The following is a 20173-nucleotide window of genomic DNA, read 5'->3' as shown; positions in this document are numbered from 1 at the left end:
TGTTAGCTTACTTTGTTAGATTTTTGCGTTAGATTTTAGGCAAGGTGATGCCGCTATGCTCTCGATTCAATCCATTAAGCAAGTCAGTGCGGCTAGATCACATACCTGAGTGTTTGTTGATAAAAATTACCAACGAACGGCAAAGGTTTCGCTTCACCTTCACAGGCCTGGACTAATCCAACGATCCATAAAATGAGTAACGGAAAGACCAGAGCCCAGCCAACCAGTGGAATAAAACTTAAGATCACCCCCGTTAAAAACAGCCCGAGTGACTGACGAAGATGAAAGGCTCCCAGACGAGTAGGTTTTTGACCGAACATAATTAGGGCGACAATCCAGCCAACTAGGGTAAAATAGGCAATGATTGCCACATTTTTGCCGTGTTTACTGACGGGTTTTTGATGAATTATTTGATTTGACATGAGTCTACCATCGCAGTAAAAATTTAAATGAGGGGCAGTTGATTTTTTCGCGTCATGTTTGCAGCGAATTGTTTCGTTTCTAACTAAGGGTTTTTCTTACTCGCGTACTACGTTGAGTTCTAAGTTGCACGATTCGCTAATAACGTTTTTTAAGCCAAAATATCGGCGGTTCTGAGAGCGCAAGGACTTTTTAAGTCAACCTTGCTACGTTTATTTACATAACCGGGCTCGCAGAAAACCGTCTCTTGCGTACATTTCAGCCAGCAAAAACCAACATGCCATGGCACACTATTAACTATGGAAAATTACAGCCATTTATCAAGGTAATTGAACAGAGAATTTAACCAATATTTATGAAAACAGCCGGTAAAGCGAAAAGTTTAAACATACGCGCGATAAATAAACGTAATGGTTTGTTTTTAACCGCGTTGGGAGTGCTGTTACTATTGTGTGTCGCTATGGTAGCCGTGTATTGGTGGGACACCTTTAAGGTTCAGTTGATTTTCCTGTATCTGGCCTGTTTTGTGGTATTTTTTTTGGGTGTTTTAAAATTAAAAGAGCCTGATTACAGTTATCATCTCAACGCTGAGGGGATAACTCATTATCATCGCTGTGGTTCCTGGCATATTGTTTGGAGCAACATTCAACGGGTTGGTCTGGTAAAACCTGATCAGCATAGCCTGGAACAACGCCTAAGCTATACCGGTATCAAACTTAAAAACCTACAGGCTTTAGCTGATGCCATTTCACCTCGGCTGGCAAATCGACTGTTACATGAACAAAAACCCTTATTGATGGTAGCGTTACGGCACGGACAACTGGATATGCAGGAATCTGTCATTAATTTCGAGCCGTTTACAGTTAATGGCAAACGCTATCGTGGACCACTTGCGGCATTTTTACATCGCTCGCAAGCGTTGCAAAAAGCTTTTGGTTACCATATATATCTGTCCGATGACACCCTGGACCGCCACCCGGATGAATTTATCCAGTTACTAAAGCAAGCCATGAAACCCCAGCAAAAATTAAATCACCAACCCGATACCTTGGTATAGGCAAATGACCTTGGTGGGTGTTATCATCAGCCCATAAAAAATAACCGATATTAATAGAATGCAAGCCAACCAACCGACCATTCTCTGGCACGATTATGAAACCTGGGGCGTTTCGCCCAAGTATGACCGCCCCTCGCAGTTTGCTGCGATACGCACCGATCTTGATTTAAACATCATTGGCGAACCCGAGGTCTTTTACTGTCAACCCCCTCAGGATTATTTACCACACCCGGGTGCGGCTCTGGTCACCGGCATTACGCCGCAAAAAGCCCAAAGAGAAGGCGTTACAGAATCTGAGTTTGCGAGACGTATTCAATCGTTATTTACGGTAGAAAATACTACGGTTGCAGGTTATAACTCTATTCGCTTTGATGACGAAGTATCCCGCTATTTGTTTTATCGTAATTTCTACGACCCTTATGCTAGGGAATGGCAAAATGGTAATAGCCGCTGGGATATTATCGATATGGTTCGCCTTTGCTACGCGCTTCGCCCTGACGGTATTAATTGGCCGCGCAATGAACAGGGTAATGTAAGTTTTCGTTTGGAGTTGTTAACGGCGGCAAATGGCATTAGCCACGAAGCGGCTCATGATGCCATGAGCGATGTGTACGCTACCATAGCAATGGCCAAACTGATCAAAGAAAAACACCCTAAGCTCTACGACTTTGTCTTTAAACTGCGCAATAAGCGAGAAGTGCAAAAGCATCTAGAAGTGTTTGAGATGACGCCAATTGTGCACACATCGTCGAAGATATCCTCTGAATATGGATGTACCAGTTGGTTTGCACCGGTGGAATACCATCCAAGTAATAAAAATGCCGTCATAGCAATTGATTTAGCCTATGACGCCACGCCAATTATCGACTTGGATGCAGACCAGTTAAAACAGCGTCTTTACAGTAAACGCGCCGACTTGGGACCAGACGAATTACCCGTTGGCATCAAGCTTATTCACATAAACAAATGCCCAATTGTCGCGCCGGCAAAAACATTAACGTCAGATGATGCCAAGCGACTTGGTATTGATCGTGAAAAATGCCTAAGCAATTGGCGCATCCTTAAAACCCAAATCAGTGAGGTTCGGGAAAAACTATCTCATATATTTTCCGAAAGTTATGAGAAAACCACGGAGGATGCAGACGTTGCGTTGTACAGTGGAAGCTTTTTTAGTGACAGCGATAAAGCACAGATGCAACTCATTCACGAGATGCCAGTAGAACAATTAGGGACGTATCCGTTTAAATTCCAGGACGCCAGGTTAACAACCCTGCTATTCCGCTTTCGAGCCAGAAATTATCCTCAGACTCTGACCGCCAGTGAGCAGCAGCAATGGCAGCAATATTGTCAAAATAAACTTGCCAACGGTGAGAATGGCTTAAGTTATGATGAATATATGCTGGCGATTGAAAACCTGGCTCATGAACATGAGCAAAACAGTACAAAAATGACCATTTTAAAAGCACTGTATCATTATGTGGCGAATTAACCGGCTTACTAACACCAGCTAGCCCGGGAACAATTTCCGTGCAGTAATTCCTCAATATTTGCGCGAATAATGCTATATCCCACATTGCCAAATAATATCTGCCTTCCCTGATTCATAACCAGGGAAGGACTGCCTTTAATTTTCCAGTTGTCACAGGTTTTACGATCCTGCATTAATATGGCCAGACCTTCACCGGAATGAATCTGTGCTTGAACGCGATCTTGTTGATAACCCTGCTCGCTTAGCAATTCGTTCAACACATCAAATTGACTAATGTCTTTACCCGCAACAAAAAATGCATTTCGGGCTGCAGATAACCATTGCATTTCTGCTTCATCACCGGCAACAAGCTTGATGGCTTTTCCGTAAAGGTGCGCCGGCGCTGAAGAGGTGGGCTTGCAGTGATCCCAGATAGATGGATGTAACACGAGATCAAACTGCGCTGCCGCCTCAAATACGTGTTGCCTGAAACCACTATACCCACCCTTTTGCTGCCATTGCGATGTTATTTTATCTTCAACGGATGCAAATATTTCCACATAATGATGTTTTAATTGCAGCTGTTTAGCGTAATCACTATTGAGCTCTGCAATACGTCGTTCGTTGATATAGGCCCATACACAAAGGACGTCGGTAAAATAATCGCAGGCTATCATGGCTTTTGGTCTCACAATGACAAAATCATGACATAAGTGTAATCGCTTTTATAACGTCTTGATCAGACTAATGGCGCGGTATCAATACAATACTGCTCTACCACGATTATCGCTGGTGCTTATCTTGCAACAACGCGATTAAACTACTGGTATCCCAACGATTGCCACCCATCGATTGAACTTGCTCATAAAAGCCATCGACCATGGTCGTCATCGGTAATTCGGCTTGATGCTTTTTCGCTTCTTTAAACGCAATGGCTAAGTCTTTGCGCATCCAATCTACGGCAAATCCAAATTCAAACTCACCCTGAACCATAGTTGCCGAACGATTCTCCATCTGCCAGGATCCTGCCGCGCCTTTAGAAATAGTTTCCACCAATTTGTCCGTATCTAGTCCTGCACGTGCAGCGAAATTAAGCGCTTCAGAAAGACCTTGCACAACCCCAGCGATACAAATTTGATTGGCCATTTTCGCTTTTTGACCATCGCCAACCGGCCCCATCAACTGGCTAAATCGAGCATAGGCATCCATGACGGGCTTAATCACCGAAAACGTGTCGTGATCGCCACCACACATCACCGTCAGCACGCCATTTTCGGCGCCTGCCTGACCACCAGAAACCGGCGCATCAATAAAACCATTCTGTTGTTGCTGACATAACTGTGCCAAATTAGCCGCTAACTCTGCGGAAGCTGTTGTGTGATCTACCAAGATAGCGCCGGGCTTTAACCCTGCTAATATGCCATTTTCACCGGCGCAAACGGCAAGGACATCGGCATCATTGCCGACACAAACGAACACGACATCGCACTCTTGACTAGCCTCGCGCGGCGTCCCACAGGCTGTACCGTTAAATTCACTGGCCCATTGTCTGGCTTTTTCAACCGTACGGTTATATACGTTTACCTCATAGCCAGCCTTTGATAAATGACCTGCCATGGGATATCCCATCACCCCTAATCCAATAAATGCTACCTTACGTATCGTCATGGTAATTACCACTTCTTTTCACTTCGTCAGAAAAAGTGATAGTGTAAAGAAAATATCTGCCTCATACCAATGTTTGTGGTTCGCTTTTCGGTTCGACGTCAACTGCTAACCATATTCAAGGTCATAGGCTTTTTAAAATCAAAGGAATGCTATGTCAGCCATTTACGATTATTCGGTGACCAATAATAAAGGTGAAACCGTACCTATGCTTAACTACCAAAACAAGGTGTTATTGATCGTCAATACCGCCAGTGCCTGTGGTTTTACGCCACAGTATGCCGGCTTAGAAGATCTTTATGAAAAATATAAAGATCAGGGGTTTGAGGTACTGGCGTTCCCCTGCAATCAATTTGGTAAACAAGAATCAGGCAGTAATGAGGAAATAAAAGGCTTTTGCGATTTAAATTTTAATATCAGTTTTGATTTGTTTTCGAAAATTGATGTCAATGGCGATAATGCCGACCCGCTTTTTACCTACCTTAAAAACGAAGCCAAAGGACTGTTAGGCTCAAAACGCATCAAATGGAACTTTACTAAGTTTTTGATCAATAAAGATGGTGAAGTATTAAAGCGTTACGGCAGTATGATCAAACCGGAACAAATCCAGAGCGATATCGAAAACGCATTGGTTTAAGCGAATTCTCCTACACCAAAACAAAAAGGGAAGCTAAATCAGCTTCCCTTTTTATGTTTCGGGCGTAGATTTCCAGCCATAGCTAAAAATCCCCGCTCGAAAGACTCCAACCCAAATACGACGCAATGGAGTATTTTCTCCACCTTCTTTGTTTAAATTGAACTTATACCAATCACAATAAATTATTGCTCACTCAGTGAGAATTTAAAGGCTTTTAGACAAGGCTTTGATTGCAGAGAATGGTTATTCCGCTCTCAAAATCAGCCAAAATCAGTAACGTAGTCCAAACGCCTTTAAAACTCACCCGTAGGGAGTTTACCAGAGGCCCATTTACGACCCTATATTTCATTAATATAGAATGACTATATCAATGAAACCTATGTTGTAACTGAACCTCTGCCCTAACTCTGAGTTGTGCACAAACTTAATGTGATTGGTATTACAATTTAAACAAAGAAATTATCATGCAACGTCTGTACAACCTGCTCCCCTTCGACTTCGGGTACCAAAAAGCACAGGTTGTTGTCACTGGCACCATGACAAATCATCCGCACATTCGCATCAGGTATGGTATCAAAAACCTGTGAGCCCACACCGCGACTGCGCAATAACTCATTACCGATCACTGCCACCAATGAAAGATTATTTTCTACCTGAACATCACAAAGTTGTTCCAGCTCTTCCACAACCTTTTCAGTAATAACTGCCTGAGTTGAGCCCGGCGGGTTGTCAAACGTAAGCGCTACACTAATTTCGGAAGTTGTGATCAGATCAACACTGAGCTCATGATTGGCTAGAATCGCAAACACCTTTGCCAAAAAACCACTGGCGTGCAGCATTGCCGGGCTTTTTACCGTGACAAGAGTCTGCTGGCGGCGCAAGGCTATCGAGCGATAGGTAGGCTTTGAAGTTACCGTTTCCATAATTCGGGTGCCCCCCGCCTCAGGTTCTCGGCTCGACCCAACAAACACGGGTATAGAACTGCGAATCGCCGGGATCAGTGTCGCTGGATGCAATATTTTCGCGCCAAAGGTCGCCATTTCCGCAGCTTCACCAAAACTGATTTCTTCAATCGCTCTTGCGCTTTTGGCAATTCTCGGGTCGGTAGTAAAGATACCAACAACGTCGGTCCAGATTTGCAGATCATCAGCATCGATCGCCTCGGCAATCAACGCCGCACTGTAATCTGAACCACCACGGCCTAACGTGGTGGTAGCGCCTAAGCCATCACGGCCGATAAACCCTTGAGTTACGGTAACAACGTCGCCAAGCTGCGGCGCCAGTAACTGGTGACAGTTTTGCTTTAAAGCCTCAGTATCAACCACTGCCTTACCGTATAGGCTATTCGTTGCCATCACATCGCGGACATCAAAATATGCCCCCGGACAATCAAGCTGGCGCAACACTCTTGCAAATAAACGAGAACTCATTTGTTCGCCGCAAGATAAAATAGCATCCGCGGTTTTTGCCGTTTGCAGCGTGTTTTGTTCGGCAACCAACAGCGCTAATTGTTCAAGAATTTGATTGATTTCAAAATTTGCTTCGTCTTTGTCATCCAGACAATCACTGATGGCGTATTGAATCGCCCGGATCTCATCAATTATCGCTTGCTGTTCAGAGCCTGACAGCAGTTGTTGTGACAAGGTCACTAAATGGTTGGTAACACCGGCGCTAGCAGAGACAACAACGACTCGGATATCGGCACGACTTTTAATGATATTGGCGCAACGTACCATAGCGTCAAAATTGGCAACACTGGTACCACCAAACTTTGCAACAGTTAGCATGATGCCCTCCAGCTTTGTTGATGGAAAGACAAATAAGGCAATGCCAACGTAATGTTATTATTCACGGAAATTCTCCCTAAAGGCTAATACAGCAAGGAAGAGCATGACTGAGCAGAGAAACGAACAGAGAAAAAGAGTTTACCTATCAGCCAGAAGCCCTCCACCACAAATGGTGACAGTTGCAAGGATTCAACCTTAACACCCGAGCAATACAGCGCCATATCTGTATTACCCTCGGCAATGCGCCCCCTCAATAATCGTCCACGGATATGGTTCCTCAGATTATCTACCTGGCGAATGCACCTCTTCTGGTTGTTTACAGGTCAATCAACATCGACCTGTAAATAACGAGCCTATTAAAACCGAAATAGATTTCGATTGCAATAGACAGATAGACGTCTAAACAAAAAAACTAAAATTAGCGGTTTATTGTCGATATTTTATTCATTGAAACAGAGATTAAATGGAAAAAACCTAAGCTATTACATATAGTTTAATCAAATAATTGCCAAGGGAATGTAATGGATTTCTTTATACTAAAAAAAATTATCGGCAGTCTGCTCATGCCTTTACCCATCGTGATCATCTTGTTGTGCCTCGGTATCCTTCTATTTAAAAAGCGCCCGGCACTCGCCAGAGGCTTTGCCATTTCCGGCACACTATTACTGGCAATAATCTCCTTTATGCCAGTCGCCGACAAACTGATAGTTCAATATGAACAGTCGTATCCGGTATTTAATAATCAGTATGGAAAAATAGACAGTGTTGTCGTCCTCGGTTGTGGACATACATCAGATAAACGCTTGCACCCATCGCAAGAGCTTAAAAATTGCGCACTGCAGCGACTCACTGAAGGTATGCGCATTTTACGGGACCAACCTCAGGCAACCCTCATTACCACCGGATATAACCCGTACGATAAGGTTTCCAACGCGAATAAACTCAAACAGGCGGCTGTTGAGCTAGGTTTACCCGCGGATAAAATCATCACCATTTCAGAACCCAGAGATACGGCTGATGAAGCGGCAATGATCGCACCTCTGGTAAAAGGAACCAGCTTTGTTCTGGTCACCAATGCTAACCACATGCCTCGGGCGATGCAGTATTTTATCGACCAGAATGTCCATCCAATTCCTGCACCGACGGGATTTTTAGTCAAAGATCCAGAAGGCACCAGTGTCTGGTTTAACTTTATTCCTGATGCCGCCAATATTTCCAAAACTGAACGAGCCTGGCATGAAACCCTGGGGCGGATTTGGCAATGGCTGCGCAGTTAACTCGCGCTGCTGTGTTTCATTCGGCGTTTGTTAACCACGTCAGCAATCAATAACCTTCACCTTAAATCGGTTACGCTCAACCTATCAAATTTACAGATACGGGCAACCATAGTATTTGGTAGATTTAACCAATTAATAGTAAATATCACAACATTTACATTTGTTTCAGTTTTGAAACCTAGCCATACCACCGGTAACCAACTGTAATATAACGAAATAAAATTCTGGCACGCATACTGCTATCTATTTCAGGTAATTAACCTTAGTGAGTTTTTTACTCACTAGTTGCCAATAATCATCAAAATAGATTGCATCATGGACAGAAAAATAGAACGTAAATCCTATCCCTGGCGAAACATCGCTATCGTGATCCTTGCCATTGCGGCCATCACCATTGTTGGCCGACTATACTCGGCGCAACATACCGGTAAATCATTAGCGGTGAGTCCGCAAAATGTCACCATTTCCACTGTTAGAAACGGGGTATTTGAAGACTACATTCCCGTTCGCAGTAAAGTAACGCCGTTGAAAACCCTCTACTTGGACGCCATTGAAGGTGGCCGGGTTGAACAAGTACTTATCGAAGATGGCGCGCTAGTAAAACCTGGTCAGCCGATTGTCAGGCTATCAAACACCCAGTTGCAATTAGATGTCATGCGCAATGAAGCGGCGGTAACCGAGCAACTCAACAATATGCGCAGTATTGAGCTGTCACTGGAACAAAACAAACTCAGTCATAAGCGCAACCTAATCGAGATTGATTACCAAATCAAACGTCTCACCCGTCAGGTTGAACGGGAGCGCATCGTCTACCAACAAGGCAGTATTTCAGACAGCGCCCTACGAGAAAACGAAGATCTGTTGGAATACTACCAACAGCGTAAACGGGTCACGCTCGAAAGCCAGAAAACCGACACTCGTCTGCAAGAGCAGCAATTCTCATTTTTACAGGAAACCGGTAAGCGACTTAACGATAGCCTCGAATTCGCTCGCAAGAATATGGAAAACCTCAATATGACGGCACCTGTCGCAGGCAAACTGTCAGGTTTTGATATTGAGATAGGCCAATCGATTGAGCGCGGCGAACGTATTGGTCAGATCGATGATCCCAACAGCTTTAAACTACAGGCAAGCATTGATGAGTTTTACCTCGAACGCATTGACTTAGGTCAAAGCGCTGTCATAACCCGCAACGGCAAAGACTACGCTCTTAGCATTTCTAAAATTTATCCTCAGGTTAACAATGGTCAGTTTCGCATTGATTTGATTTTTACTGACCACCAACCAAGCGGTATCCGCCGCGGCCAAACCCTGCAAACTAAATTAACACTTGGCGATCCCAGCGAGATAGCACTTATCCCAAATGGTGCGTTTTACCAGGACAGCGGTGGTCACTGGGTTTTTGTGGTGAGCGAAGATGGCCGCAATGCGATACGCCGAAATGTTCGCTTAGGCAGAAGAAACAATCGATTTATTGAAGTGCTCGAAGGGCTGGAAGTAAACGAAAAAGTGATCACCTCTCCCTATGCGAGCTTTATCGATATGGAGCGTTTGAACCTGAAATCTTAAAGAATCCGTTAAACCATGGAACAAAACACAGCGCCATTACCTGGCACTTTTAGAACAGAAAGTAACTCAAATTATTAACAGGAAGAACAATCATGCTAGCGATTAAAAACCTAAGCAAACGATTCACCACCGAAGAAGTAGAAACAACCGCTTTGAATAATATTAGTTTTGATATTAAACAGGGAGAATTTGTTGCCATTATGGGGCCTTCCGGGTGCGGCAAATCCACGTTGTTAAATACCTTAGGTATGTTAGATAGCCCGAGTGAAGGCCATTATTATTTTAACTCGGAAGATGTCGCAGGGTACGGTGAAAGTCAGCTGGCCAATATTCGTAAGAAGAATATCGGATTTATTTTTCAAAGCTTTAACTTAATCGACGAGTTAAGCGTAGAAGAGAATGTTGAGCTTGCCCTGCTCTATCACAATATCTCCAAAACCGAACGCAAACAGCGTGTCGCGCAAGTTCTCGAAAAAGTTGGTATTTCTCATCGCGCCAGACATATGCCAAGCCAGTTATCTGGTGGTCAACAGCAAAGGGTTGCCGTCGCGCGTGCCGTTGTCGGTAAACAAAGCCTGATCCTTGCCGATGAGCCTACCGGTAACCTTGACAGTGAACATGGTCGCGAAGTAATGGAAATGCTTCAGCAATTGAATAAAGAAGGTACCACGATAATTATGGTTACCCATTCCCCTGAACATGCCGAATACGCAGATCGTGTGATTGATCTATTCGATGGCGAAGTCGTTGTTCAAGATTTACGCGCGGTGTCTTAAACATCCGATTTTGAAAATAGAATTACAGGAAGAAAACTATGTTATTAACCAATTATTTTCAGACCGGCTGGCGTAACCTGCTTAAAAACAAATTATTTTCAATGATAAACATCATTGGTTTAGCCATCGGTCTGGCGGCCTGTGCGTTAATCATGATGTTTGTTAAGCACGAAACCAGTTATGACAATTTCTGGGAAAATGCCGATCGCATTCATCGCTCACACATTACTTTTGCCATACCTGGTAGGGACCCGATGCATGCCTCCAGCTCCCCGGGGCCTTTAATACATGCCCTGAAGAAAGATTTTCCGCAAGTGGAGTACGCCTCACGGATCGGTGGTTGGGGCCCAACCATTGAACACAACGGCCAGGTATTTGTTGAACAAATCAAATTGGTCGACACGGATTTTGCAAAAATATTCAGTGTTAACGTGCTCAAAGGCGATCTTGAAGCCGCACTACAGGACAATTCCTCGATTGTGTTAAATGAAAGTCTGGCCAAAAAATATTTTGGCGATCAGGATCCCATTGGACAAGTACTTGCACTGGATTTTAATTTTTTCAAAAAAGATTATCAGGTGGCGGCAATCATTGCCGATACGCCCCGTAATAGTCAAATTGATTTACCGGCGTTAATTGCCATTGATGAAACCGCCTGGCAGGAACAAAACTATATGTTCCACGCCTGGTTTTCGGTAAATTCGCAGCTATTTTTTACCACTCATCGGGCTCAGGATCTGGCCGACATTAATCAGCAATTTGACGATTTTGCTAACCGCAATTTTCCACAAATGCCCATTGGTGGCGATGATGCAAAAGCGTCGGATTTTATCAAGTTATCAGCGATGAACATTCAGGATTTGCATCTTAATGCGATTGGCTTTGGTGAAATGCGTCCTCAGGGGAGTAAAACAACGGTAATCACCTTTTCTGCCATTGCAGTCCTGATTTTGTTGATTGCCTGCATTAACTTTATGAATTTATCGACTGCCCATGCGGCAAAACGAGCAAAAGAAGTATCGTTACGTAAAGTCTTAGGTGCCACCCGTCGCAATCTGATCACTCAGTTTTTAGGTGAATCGGTCTTAATGACCCTCATCTCCGTTATATTAGCGTTTGCCATGGTTGAATTAGCCCTACCTTTTTACAATGAGGTTTTGAATCAGCAACTGGCTGTCAGCTATGATTTAAACACCATTGCCAGCCTATTGCTATTAGCAACCAGTGTCGGTGTGTTAAGTGGCCTGTACCCAGCGTTTATTTTGTCCGGCTTTCGTCCTGCTACCGTGCTTAAGGCTAATAAATCTGCCGAAACCGGAGCCTCGTTAAAGCTGCGTGCGGCGTTGGTTATCTTTCAGTTCGCAGTATCCATAGGCTTATTTGTCTCCACTAGCGTGGTCTATAGCCAAATGCAGTATGCCAAACAAATGGATGCCGGATTTAACAAAGACAATATGTTAGTGATTAACCGTGTCAGTCGTGAGGAAGCCAGCAATAAACGTGAATTGTTGTTACAGGAGATAGTAAAACATCCACAGGTAACGGCAATCACCTATTCCAATGAAACTCCGGGCAATACTAATGAAAACAATACCACCATGCGTACCCCACAAATGCCCGAAGAAGATGCGTTAATCCTCGGACAACGAGCCATAGGTTATGGATTTTTCCAGGCCTATGAAATCAACCTGATTGCCGGGCGCGCCTACGATAAAAATCGCAGTGATATCACACCAACGGATGAGCAGTTACGTGCCGGTGAAAATTTTCCGGGTAGCATCGTCATTAACGAGTCAGCTCTGAGACGTTTTGGGTTCGACAATGCCGACAGTGCCTTAGGTAAAACATTGATCACAGGTCGTGGCGATCCCGGAGAAGATCTTTTTGTCGAGCTTGTCATCATTGGCGTCGTCGAAGATGTCCACTTTAATAGCTTGCATGCAACCATTCGCCCGGAGGTCTATCCACTATCTGCAGAATTTGCCAATAGCATTAGTGTTCGGTTTACGGGCTCTCCAGAGCAACTCGTTGAAGATGTAAAAACGTTATGGCGTCAGGAGATCCCAGGCATTCCTTTCTCTCACAGTTTTGTCGAAGATAATATTGCCGAGCTTTATCAAGCCGAACAAGGGCAAGCGACGATGTTTGCGGTATTCTCCGCGCTCGCAATTCTGGTTGCATCATTGGGCTTGTTTGGCTTAGCAAGTTTTACCGCAGACCGACGAACCAAGGAAATTGGCGTTCGTAAAGTCATGGGCGCAGGAGTTTTTGATATAGTGAAAATGCTGATGTGGCAATTTACTAAGCCGGTGATGATCGCCAGTTTAATCGCCTGGCCCGTCGCGTTTTATTATATGAGTGATTGGTTAGAAGCGTTTGTGTACCGTATCGATACCAGTGCAATCTTAGGTTTGTCAGTTGTAGCTGCCCTATTCGCGCTGTGTATTGCCTGGATAACGGTTGCCAGCAACGCCATTCGCGTAGCCCGAGCCAATCCGATTAAAGCATTGCGTTATGAATAAATAATGCCAATAGGGGTAGACGTTTTGATTCTGCCCCATACGTTGTGTTTGAGGTGATCGCGTGCAGTTTTCACAGCGATAGACTGGTTTGAATTGACGCGAGTTAAGATGCGATACATTACTAAGAGATCCGAAAATTAATCTGAACAAGGTTATCGTGCCTACCTTATATCCCTATTATCCGAGGCGGTCATTTTAGGCACTTTTTATAGGTGACTTACCAGATTGCCAAAGAATGTAAGCTGTCATTGCAATTGGTAACAACGAAGCAAATGCAAATATCGTGTTACCGCTGATAAATATGAGAATGGCTGACAATCCAAATGAAAATATCGTAATCAACGCCCCTAACCTTATTGTTCTGGGTAGCATCAATAATACACCGCCAGTGATTTGCAGCAATCCATATGCAATGACGAGTGTCGAATTAAAGCCGAACCCTTGAAGAAATTGAACTTCTTGTGGCATTTCCATGACTTTTGCGAAACCGGCAGCGATGCTTAACAGCGTGATAAAGGCGATTAATACGATATTTAAAATCTTCATTTTTTCCCTTTGCGCAACAACCCTCGTTAAAAGGCTGAAAATGATCACTTGAACGTATGCAGCGAACCAGAATCGAACCTGATGTTAGTTGACCCATACATTATTAGCTGGTTACCTATTTAAGTGCCCACAAGACAAACACCTTTTTCCTGGTCGATAAAGCTTACGAAATACGAATGAAAAGATTAACCAGATAAAAATTATAAGCCATGGTTGAGGTACGGTTAGAAATAACACTAGCGATAGAATAAAAGATAAAAAATGAATGAACATTAGCGTGATATTTCGCTTGCTTAGTGGTAATACCCACTGTGCGTCAAAACGGCTGCAGTTTTGACATTCGTAGTGCCGTTCCATGATAAAAATCCATTCTCTGACGCTAAAAACTATACGGTTAACGCCTATTTAGTTGTGATTTAATAGCCCTAACTAAGTTATCCGGGTCATTGGTACCTAAACTGATTTTAGCACCATCTTTGAGCTCAAGTTGAATCGCTGTTGTCCCTGATACGGTATATAATACCAATCACATTAAGTTTGTGCACAACTCAGAGTTAGGGCCGAAGTTCAGTTACAACATAGATTTTATTGATATAGTCATTCTATATTAATGAAATATAGGGCCGTAAATGGACCTCTGATAAACTCCCTATGGGTGAGTTTTAAAGGCATTTATCCTGCGTTACTGATTTTGACCGATTTTGAGATAATGGAGCGTCCATTCTCTGCAATCAAAGCCTTGCCTAAAAGCCTTTAAACTCTCACTGAGTGAGCAATAATTTAATGTGATTGGTATAACAATAAAGCGCAGTTTTAACTGTCTATTTCATAATGACCATATTAACTGCAAAAAACATTTACTTTGAAAACAGTTTTTTAAACAATTCTTCTGATTGTTTAAGACCTTCATCAGTCAATACAACTGACTTTGCTTTGCCCACAGGATCACAAATTAACCCTTTTTCGTGTAGTCGATCTGTTACTTCCCAGTCAATTTGCTTCCACGCTCGACAGTGGTCATGTAACGTAAGGTACATCAATGCTAAAGCAGCTTCGTCAATTTTGTCTTTATCGATATCCATAACCATCACCTTTATTTCATTGGCATATATCAGCTTCATAATAACTAATACATTCAGTTGGTTATGATTTAATGAACAACGAGTCATAATCCAACTTTTTTAACCGTTTGCTGTGTATATTCTATCCACTACGCAAGATCTTGTTCATGTCACAGCCTTTAGCAAGTTCATCAACTAACTTATCAAGATATCTAACTTGCTGGGTAATAGGATTTTCAATTTCTTCGACGTTATAACCACAAACCTTGCCGGTAATTAACGTTGCGTTTGCATTGATAGTGGCGTCGGAAAAGAACTCTTTGAATGTGGCAGAGCCGTCAATATGCGATTGCAGAGCAGCTTCACTATAGCCAGTAAGCCAACAAATGACTTCATTGAGTTCTTTAATAGTACGGGCTTTTTTCTCTACCTTTGCGACATAGAGTGGATAGATTTTTGAAAACACCATATTTGTTATTTGTTCGTCTTGGTTTTGAGTCGTTTTCATTTTTCTCCTCGAACTTTTGACCGACGTAACTAGCAATCCTGTAACTGATAGCTTTCGCATTACCGTCATATAACCGGATAAAAGTCTTGCCTAAAATTAATAAGGGACAACCTAAGCCATACGTTATTAATTTATCCGCGAATGCGTTGGTTATATGCCATATGCTGGCTTTAAGTACCAAAAATAAAATAGTGCAAATGGAATGAACTCAACAATATAAAACACTCTTAATCCTGTAACCAATACCGCTTTATTGGGTTTTTCAGGATTATAGTAGACGGTTAAATCATCTTCATTGATGTACCATTTTCTGATGTACCAAAATACATAACCAACGTAACCAAAAACGGAATTAGAAGATGTGTACGCTTTGCCATTAACTGAATAACAATATTTAATAGCAACAGTTGCTCCACCTCGATAATCAACATCTAAATCAGATTCTAGTAATTCACCTTTAGTTGTACTCCAGCTCTTAGCCAGCACGGATTGGATAACAGCCCATAGCTCGAACAGAAATAAAGCCCCAAATACAACTAAAATGATAATTTCTGTATTATCCATTGTTTACATCTTCCTTCTTTTAAATAATTTGCTACGTGTTTAAAGCACAAGCCTGTTCTTTGATATTCGCTTTATTCCAGTAGATAAATCCTCGGATATTAACAAGTAGAAACGCAAAATTACCCACTGCCATCCCATAACTAGACATAAAAAATACGCCTAACGTTATCCAAAACACGTTAGAAATTGCAAAAATAATAAAACCTAACTTTTGTTTATTACCTAGTAAGTATGCCGCGTACAAACTTAACGCCATTGCTAACCAATCAATTCCATAATGCGCAAACATATTTTCCATTGTTTAATGACACCTTAATTTGAAGAACACTTTCGCTTGTATTATGGGCTCAGTAAATGTTGGTTAAAATTAGTGACGCAGAAGCAAAACCAACGGTTATTTGCCCTTTTGAGTGATTTGTATAGGTATTATCTTTTGTAGGAACAAGCAATTTCTCCATCTTTTACCCATTCTCGATAACTTGAACCTCCAATCATTTTATAATGATTACATGTAGCTTCGTTACCATATGAAGTTTGCTTACCCGATATAGCTGTAGAGATAACACCATCAACAAATTCTTCAGTTGACCAAGGTTTAAGATCTAAGGTTGAGCAACCTGACAGTGCTAACACAAAAAAAAGTAGCAAAATACTATTCTTACTAGTTAAAAATTCGATTTCAATACTCCTTTTTGAGAAACTTATAACGTTTTTAAGGCGCGATTAATGTTGGCTAAAATCTGTAAGGAACGAACATCTTGGCAACGTAAATCTGTCCATTTCCTTTATCTTCTTGTTATGTTTTGATTTGCACTCGGTCTTTCACAAGAGCAATAGTCCCAGGCCATTTGTTACCAACTGGTAGCGCCCATTGTTTTGCTTGTGGATTAAAATGCCACCAATTTTTTCATAGTGATTTGCCACTTTAATGCGCTTCCACTTCAAGCGTAAAAAGTAAGGCTTTAGTTTCTTGGTACCATATGCCGGATGTGCTCGCCTCTCGGAACCTAGTAACCTGCAAAGTAAAACTCTCACCTCAATTTTCTCCATTTTATGGCATTTTGCGTGAAGCAATTTTTCAGGTGGTTTATACATCGACCTTAAATATTTCAACAAATCTTCTGAAAAACATAACGCCCGCCTAACACGCAATGGTTGGCATGGCTTTTTTGCGTTGTTTGCCAAAACCATAACAACTTTACATTGTCGGAGTTTAGGCGCTTGTTAGTCATGTTTTACCTGATGACTTTGCAAGTGTTCTAATCGCTCTGCAAGCCAGACTTTAATTATAGATTGCCTAGTTACGCCAACACGACTAGCCTCACGGTCGAGCGAGTCAAGCATCCATGTTGGGAAGTCGACATTTACACGCTTAGTTTCTTGGGTAGTACGCTTTGCTTTAGATAGGTCAAGATTAGATAAAATATCTTCACCATCATCAAACTTTTTATCAAATTTAGAAGCTTTCATAAAATTCCACCTCATTTTTTCTAGAACGTCTGACAGAAATAATACGAACATTTGGTGTTCTATGAGTTATTACAGCAGACCAATATTTACCTTTGTGGATAGCAATAACTAGAGAACGTGGTTCATCACTTGTATTTGCAGGGATCTCAACTAAATCGGGATCATTCCACAATGATTGAGCTTCCTCAAAATTGATACCATGTTTATCGAGATTGATTTCACTTTTCTTGGGATCATATTCGAAAGTATACATGATGTAAAAAGTATACCTTTTTTAAGTTTTGTGCAAGATTTAGATAAGTATGGCTAACGCCTAAATAACAGGCTAAAGATAGTGGGCTAAAATGGAGCGAAGCGAACAGCCTGCTGTTTTTTAGTCCTTGTTGATTTTCTTGTTAGCCATACCTGACTCCACTAGTAATAAAAGCTCGTCCATTACAACTTGTGGATAAACATCTATGTCATTTGTCGCTAGTACAATAAAAATATTTTCATCAACAAAATAATGCATCTCGGCAAAAGAGTACCCATTTGAACCATTGTGTTGGGCATGTAATGTTCCTCTAGCAGTAGACTTAATATCCCAACCATAACCATAATGTGATTTGGACTCTTTCTCTAACGATGCATTGTGTGGTAAAAATAATTGCTTTTTAGATTCATCAGAAAGAATCAAATTTGAACTCAAAGCCATATACCAAAGGAATAGGTCTCCTACAGTAGATGACATGCCTCCTGCACCCTCCATATTAAAGCGTGGGCCTTTCTCGAGCTTTAGATGCTGAAAAGGGCTTCCGACGGGGAGACTTTTTGCTTCAATAGAAAATAGCCGTTGATAAGCAGTTTGATCTGCACCGTAATTAATAGCGACTCTATTTTCAGCGCGTTTGGGTAGACGATAACCTGTTTCAGTTAAACCTGCTGGTTCAAAAAGATTTTCATAATAAAAATTTTCATAGTTATCCGCTGTGATTTTTTCGATAATTATCGCGAGTAAGTTATAACCAATATTTGAGTAATTATATTCTTCCCCGGGTAGAGTAAGTAATTTTGATTTTAAAGCAGTTTCAATTAACTCCTTTCTTGTCACAACATCATACAAATTTGAACTACCCCCTCCTCGGGTAGCAACAAAACCAGCAGTGTGTGTTAATAGGTGATGTACAGTAATTTTTTTCTTATCATCGGGAACATTATCAAAAAACTTAGAAAGCGGGTCGTTGACAGAGAGTTTATTAGATTCATGCAGTTTTAAAATTGCAGTTGCTGTAAATTGTTTTGTAAGTGAGCCAACATTAAAAATTGTATCTTCGGAAAAAGGTATGTTCTTCTCTCTATTTGCCAACCCGAAAGCTTCTTTAAACAAGACTTTATTCTCTACAGCAACTAACACAACACCTGAAAAATTTGAATTGATAGCAGTATTTCGCCAGTCTTTAAACGACAATTCATCTTTAGCTGATGCAGTCTGAATTAATGTTAATAAAATCAATCCAATGTATTTATACATTTTCATCTTTAAATCCGACTCCATGAGTGATGAGTATGGCTAACGCTTTGCTAAGCGGCAATTAAATAATTGGCTAAAATTAGCGAGGAACGAGCAAAAGCCAACTGTTTTTTGTCCGTTTGAGCAACTTGTTAAGTTGCGCACCCCTAATCTACTACAGCCATTCCTGGCGTGTAATATGTAATTTCAAAACGAATACCGTCAGGATCTTTCATAAACAAAGCGACTGCATCTCCCCTATGTTGTGTTTCAGGAACCAAAAAACCAGACTCTTTCATCTGTTTTTGTACATCAATTACAAATTCAGGTGAAGGCGCGCAGAAACCTATATGGTTCATGCCTGCTCCATACCTTTCATATTCACTTGTACCAGCTTTAGCTTGGTCAAATTGAAAGAAAAAACCTTCCCCATCTGTCCACACATAATCCCGTAACTTTTCAAATCCTATTAAAGATAATAATTTATCGTAATACGGCATACTTTCTTCTAATGATGTAACCAAAAAAGTTAAATGATCAATCTTAAGCGGCATATTATCTCCATAGCAACTTAACGCCGCCAGCAGGGGCAGCTTACCTTGTGCGCGTTTTGCGCAAGAATGGGAGCGCAGCGACCTGCGCAAAACGTGCACAAGGTGAGCTGTCCCGCGGAGGGCCGAAGGCCTGGAGTAAACTGCCTGGCTTTGTTACATGCTGAAGCCATAATACCCCGCCAAACTCTCTATTTGCTGCTTATGTAGGTTGGCAATTGGGCTGATCAGCATTGCCTCCTTACCACCTACCTCTAATGTTTTTACGACCTCTTTAGGGGCACCGTATTTTTCAAGAAACGGTATGCCGACCTTAACAAAGTAGCTATAAATCGCGTCAGCCGACTCAGTTGCCTGCTGTGCATTGCTAACAGAGAATCTTTTTTGGCCCACCCCATCAATATTTCCAAGCTCTGCTCCAATTATACAAAGTTGGACTGTCTTTGACTTAAACTCTACCGCAACATCGCCAGTGCAATCGAAACCAGATTCATGATTAATACAGCTAACATGGAAATGCCAAACATTGCCATCTACCACTCTTTTAAAGGTTCGATTACCTTTTACAAACTTCCATTCAGGTAGAAGTTCTTTCAATCGATCTATCAATCTATTCTGTAGGTCAGATACTTTCATTGCATGTAACGCCTTACTAATGGGCGCATAAATGCTTGGCTAAAATTAGCGACGAAGGAGCACAAGCCAAGCGTTTTGCGTCCTTTTGAGTAACTTGTATGGATAATAATCCCATCTTTTTTAATTCTTTTAAAACGTTTTCGGGTAAGGTGAGACCCAGGCTTTAGCTG

The 20173-nt window shown here is 41.9% G+C and carries 22 protein-coding genes and 1 riboswitch; of the genes, 7 read left to right on the top strand and 15 right to left on the bottom strand.

The features are described from left to right. Positions 1 to 92 precede the first annotated feature (92 nt). A complete protein-coding gene (locus ACHUFQ_RS12645; protein WP_394176069.1) occupies positions 93 to 422 on the bottom strand; it encodes a DUF4870 domain-containing protein in 330 nt (109 codons plus the stop codon). Positions 423 to 775: 353 nt separating this feature from the next. Between ACHUFQ_RS12645 and ACHUFQ_RS12640 the strand changes: the two genes are divergently transcribed. After that, positions 776 to 1477: a DUF2982 domain-containing protein gene (locus tag ACHUFQ_RS12640; protein ID WP_394176068.1), complete on the top strand. Its 702-nt coding sequence runs from the start codon at positions 776 to 778 to the stop codon at positions 1475 to 1477. Between the two features lie 58 nt (positions 1478 to 1535). Further along, the gene (gene sbcB, locus ACHUFQ_RS12635; protein WP_394176067.1) at positions 1536 to 2966 is read left to right on the top strand and encodes an exodeoxyribonuclease I; all 1431 of its coding nucleotides are present in this window, start codon (positions 1536 to 1538) and stop codon (positions 2964 to 2966) included. A gap of 8 nt (positions 2967 to 2974) precedes the next feature. On the opposite strand, the gene ACHUFQ_RS12630 is transcribed toward sbcB, so the two are convergent. Together ACHUFQ_RS12630 and ACHUFQ_RS12625 are read right to left on the bottom strand one after the other, a co-directional pair. Beyond that, positions 2975 to 3622: a DsbA family oxidoreductase gene (locus ACHUFQ_RS12630; RefSeq protein ID WP_394176066.1), complete on the bottom strand. Its 648-nt coding sequence runs from the start codon at positions 3620 to 3622 to the stop codon at positions 2975 to 2977. Between the two features lie 106 nt (positions 3623 to 3728). Further along, positions 3729 to 4613 (bottom strand): NAD(P)-dependent oxidoreductase, encoded by an 885-nt coding sequence (locus ACHUFQ_RS12625; RefSeq protein ID WP_394176065.1) that lies wholly within the window; start codon positions 4611 to 4613, stop codon positions 3729 to 3731. A gap of 151 nt (positions 4614 to 4764) precedes the next feature. Between ACHUFQ_RS12625 and ACHUFQ_RS12620 the strand changes: the two genes are divergently transcribed. Continuing rightward, positions 4765 to 5247, top strand: coding sequence for a glutathione peroxidase (locus tag ACHUFQ_RS12620; RefSeq protein ID WP_394176063.1), 483 nt, complete (start codon positions 4765 to 4767; stop codon positions 5245 to 5247). Between the two features lie 446 nt (positions 5248 to 5693). Here ACHUFQ_RS12620 and lysC read toward each other — a convergent pair whose 3' ends face one another. Then, positions 5694 to 7034 (bottom strand): lysine-sensitive aspartokinase 3, encoded by a 1341-nt coding sequence (gene lysC, locus ACHUFQ_RS12615; protein ID WP_394176062.1) that lies wholly within the window; start codon positions 7032 to 7034, stop codon positions 5694 to 5696. Positions 7035 to 7179: 145 nt separating this feature from the next. Next, positions 7180 to 7350: riboswitch (Lysine riboswitch) on the bottom strand. A 205-nt stretch (positions 7351 to 7555) separates the two neighbouring features. Between lysC and elyC the strand changes: the two genes are divergently transcribed. The 4 genes from elyC to ACHUFQ_RS12595 all read left to right on the top strand — a co-directional run bounded on the left by elyC (position 7556) and on the right by ACHUFQ_RS12595 (position 13178). Beyond that, on the top strand, positions 7556 to 8311 hold the full coding sequence (elyC, locus tag ACHUFQ_RS12610) for an envelope biogenesis factor ElyC (protein WP_394176061.1): 756 nt from the start codon (positions 7556 to 7558) through the stop codon (positions 8309 to 8311). Between the two features lie 315 nt (positions 8312 to 8626). Continuing rightward, positions 8627 to 9880, top strand: a complete 1254-nt coding sequence (locus tag ACHUFQ_RS12605) for an efflux RND transporter periplasmic adaptor subunit (protein ID WP_394176060.1) — start codon at positions 8627 to 8629, stop codon at positions 9878 to 9880. 92 nt (positions 9881 to 9972) lie between these two features. Continuing rightward, a complete protein-coding gene (locus ACHUFQ_RS12600; protein ID WP_394176059.1) occupies positions 9973 to 10656 on the top strand; it encodes an ABC transporter ATP-binding protein in 684 nt (227 codons plus the stop codon). Between the two features lie 38 nt (positions 10657 to 10694). Beyond that, positions 10695 to 13178, top strand: coding sequence for an ABC transporter permease (locus ACHUFQ_RS12595; RefSeq protein ID WP_394176058.1), 2484 nt, complete (start codon positions 10695 to 10697; stop codon positions 13176 to 13178). Between the two features lie 195 nt (positions 13179 to 13373). Here ACHUFQ_RS12595 and ACHUFQ_RS12590 read toward each other — a convergent pair whose 3' ends face one another. From ACHUFQ_RS12590 to ACHUFQ_RS12540, 11 genes are all read right to left on the bottom strand, one after another. Continuing rightward, on the bottom strand, positions 13374 to 13724 hold the full coding sequence (locus ACHUFQ_RS12590) for a DoxX family protein (RefSeq protein ID WP_394176057.1): 351 nt from the start codon (positions 13722 to 13724) through the stop codon (positions 13374 to 13376). 857 nt (positions 13725 to 14581) lie between these two features. Next, positions 14582 to 14806, bottom strand: coding sequence for a DUF6429 family protein (locus ACHUFQ_RS12585; protein ID WP_394176056.1), 225 nt, complete (start codon positions 14804 to 14806; stop codon positions 14582 to 14584). Positions 14807 to 14927: 121 nt separating this feature from the next. Continuing rightward, positions 14928 to 15293 carry a DUF2200 domain-containing protein gene (locus ACHUFQ_RS12580; protein ID WP_394176054.1) on the bottom strand — a complete coding sequence of 122 codons (366 nt, stop codon included), beginning with the start codon at positions 15291 to 15293 and terminating at the stop codon, positions 14928 to 14930. 150 nt (positions 15294 to 15443) lie between these two features. Continuing rightward, positions 15444 to 15857, bottom strand: coding sequence for a DUF3592 domain-containing protein (locus tag ACHUFQ_RS12575; protein WP_394176052.1), 414 nt, complete (start codon positions 15855 to 15857; stop codon positions 15444 to 15446). A gap of 31 nt (positions 15858 to 15888) precedes the next feature. Then, positions 15889 to 16155: a hypothetical protein gene (locus ACHUFQ_RS12570; protein WP_394176051.1), complete on the bottom strand. Its 267-nt coding sequence runs from the start codon at positions 16153 to 16155 to the stop codon at positions 15889 to 15891. A gap of 128 nt (positions 16156 to 16283) precedes the next feature. Further along, the gene (locus ACHUFQ_RS12565; RefSeq protein ID WP_394176050.1) at positions 16284 to 16505 is read right to left on the bottom strand and encodes a hypothetical protein; all 222 of its coding nucleotides are present in this window, start codon (positions 16503 to 16505) and stop codon (positions 16284 to 16286) included. A 576-nt stretch (positions 16506 to 17081) separates the two neighbouring features. Next, positions 17082 to 17327: a type II toxin-antitoxin system BrnA family antitoxin gene (gene brnA, locus ACHUFQ_RS12560; protein ID WP_394176049.1), complete on the bottom strand. Its 246-nt coding sequence runs from the start codon at positions 17325 to 17327 to the stop codon at positions 17082 to 17084. Beyond that, entirely contained in the window at positions 17314 to 17580 is a 267-nt protein-coding gene (locus ACHUFQ_RS12555) for a BrnT family toxin (protein ID WP_394176048.1), read from the bottom strand. Before ACHUFQ_RS12555 ends, brnA begins: the two co-directional genes overlap by 14 nt. A gap of 120 nt (positions 17581 to 17700) precedes the next feature. Further along, complete coding sequence (locus ACHUFQ_RS12550) at positions 17701 to 18843, bottom strand: serine hydrolase domain-containing protein (RefSeq protein ID WP_394176046.1); 1143 nt, start codon at positions 18841 to 18843, stop codon at positions 17701 to 17703. A 140-nt stretch (positions 18844 to 18983) separates the two neighbouring features. Continuing rightward, positions 18984 to 19370 carry a VOC family protein gene (locus ACHUFQ_RS12545; protein WP_169129203.1) on the bottom strand — a complete coding sequence of 129 codons (387 nt, stop codon included), beginning with the start codon at positions 19368 to 19370 and terminating at the stop codon, positions 18984 to 18986. A gap of 153 nt (positions 19371 to 19523) precedes the next feature. Then, a complete protein-coding gene (locus ACHUFQ_RS12540; protein WP_394176044.1) occupies positions 19524 to 20003 on the bottom strand; it encodes a hypothetical protein in 480 nt (159 codons plus the stop codon). Positions 20004 to 20173 lie beyond the last annotated feature (170 nt).

The organism is Thalassotalea litorea, from assembly GCF_043642205.1.
GTDB classification, from domain to species: domain Bacteria; phylum Pseudomonadota; class Gammaproteobacteria; order Enterobacterales; family Alteromonadaceae; genus Thalassotalea_A; species Thalassotalea_A litorea.
The sequence above is the reverse complement of the archived record's forward strand: the minus strand, read 5'-3'. Positions and strand labels throughout refer to the sequence as shown.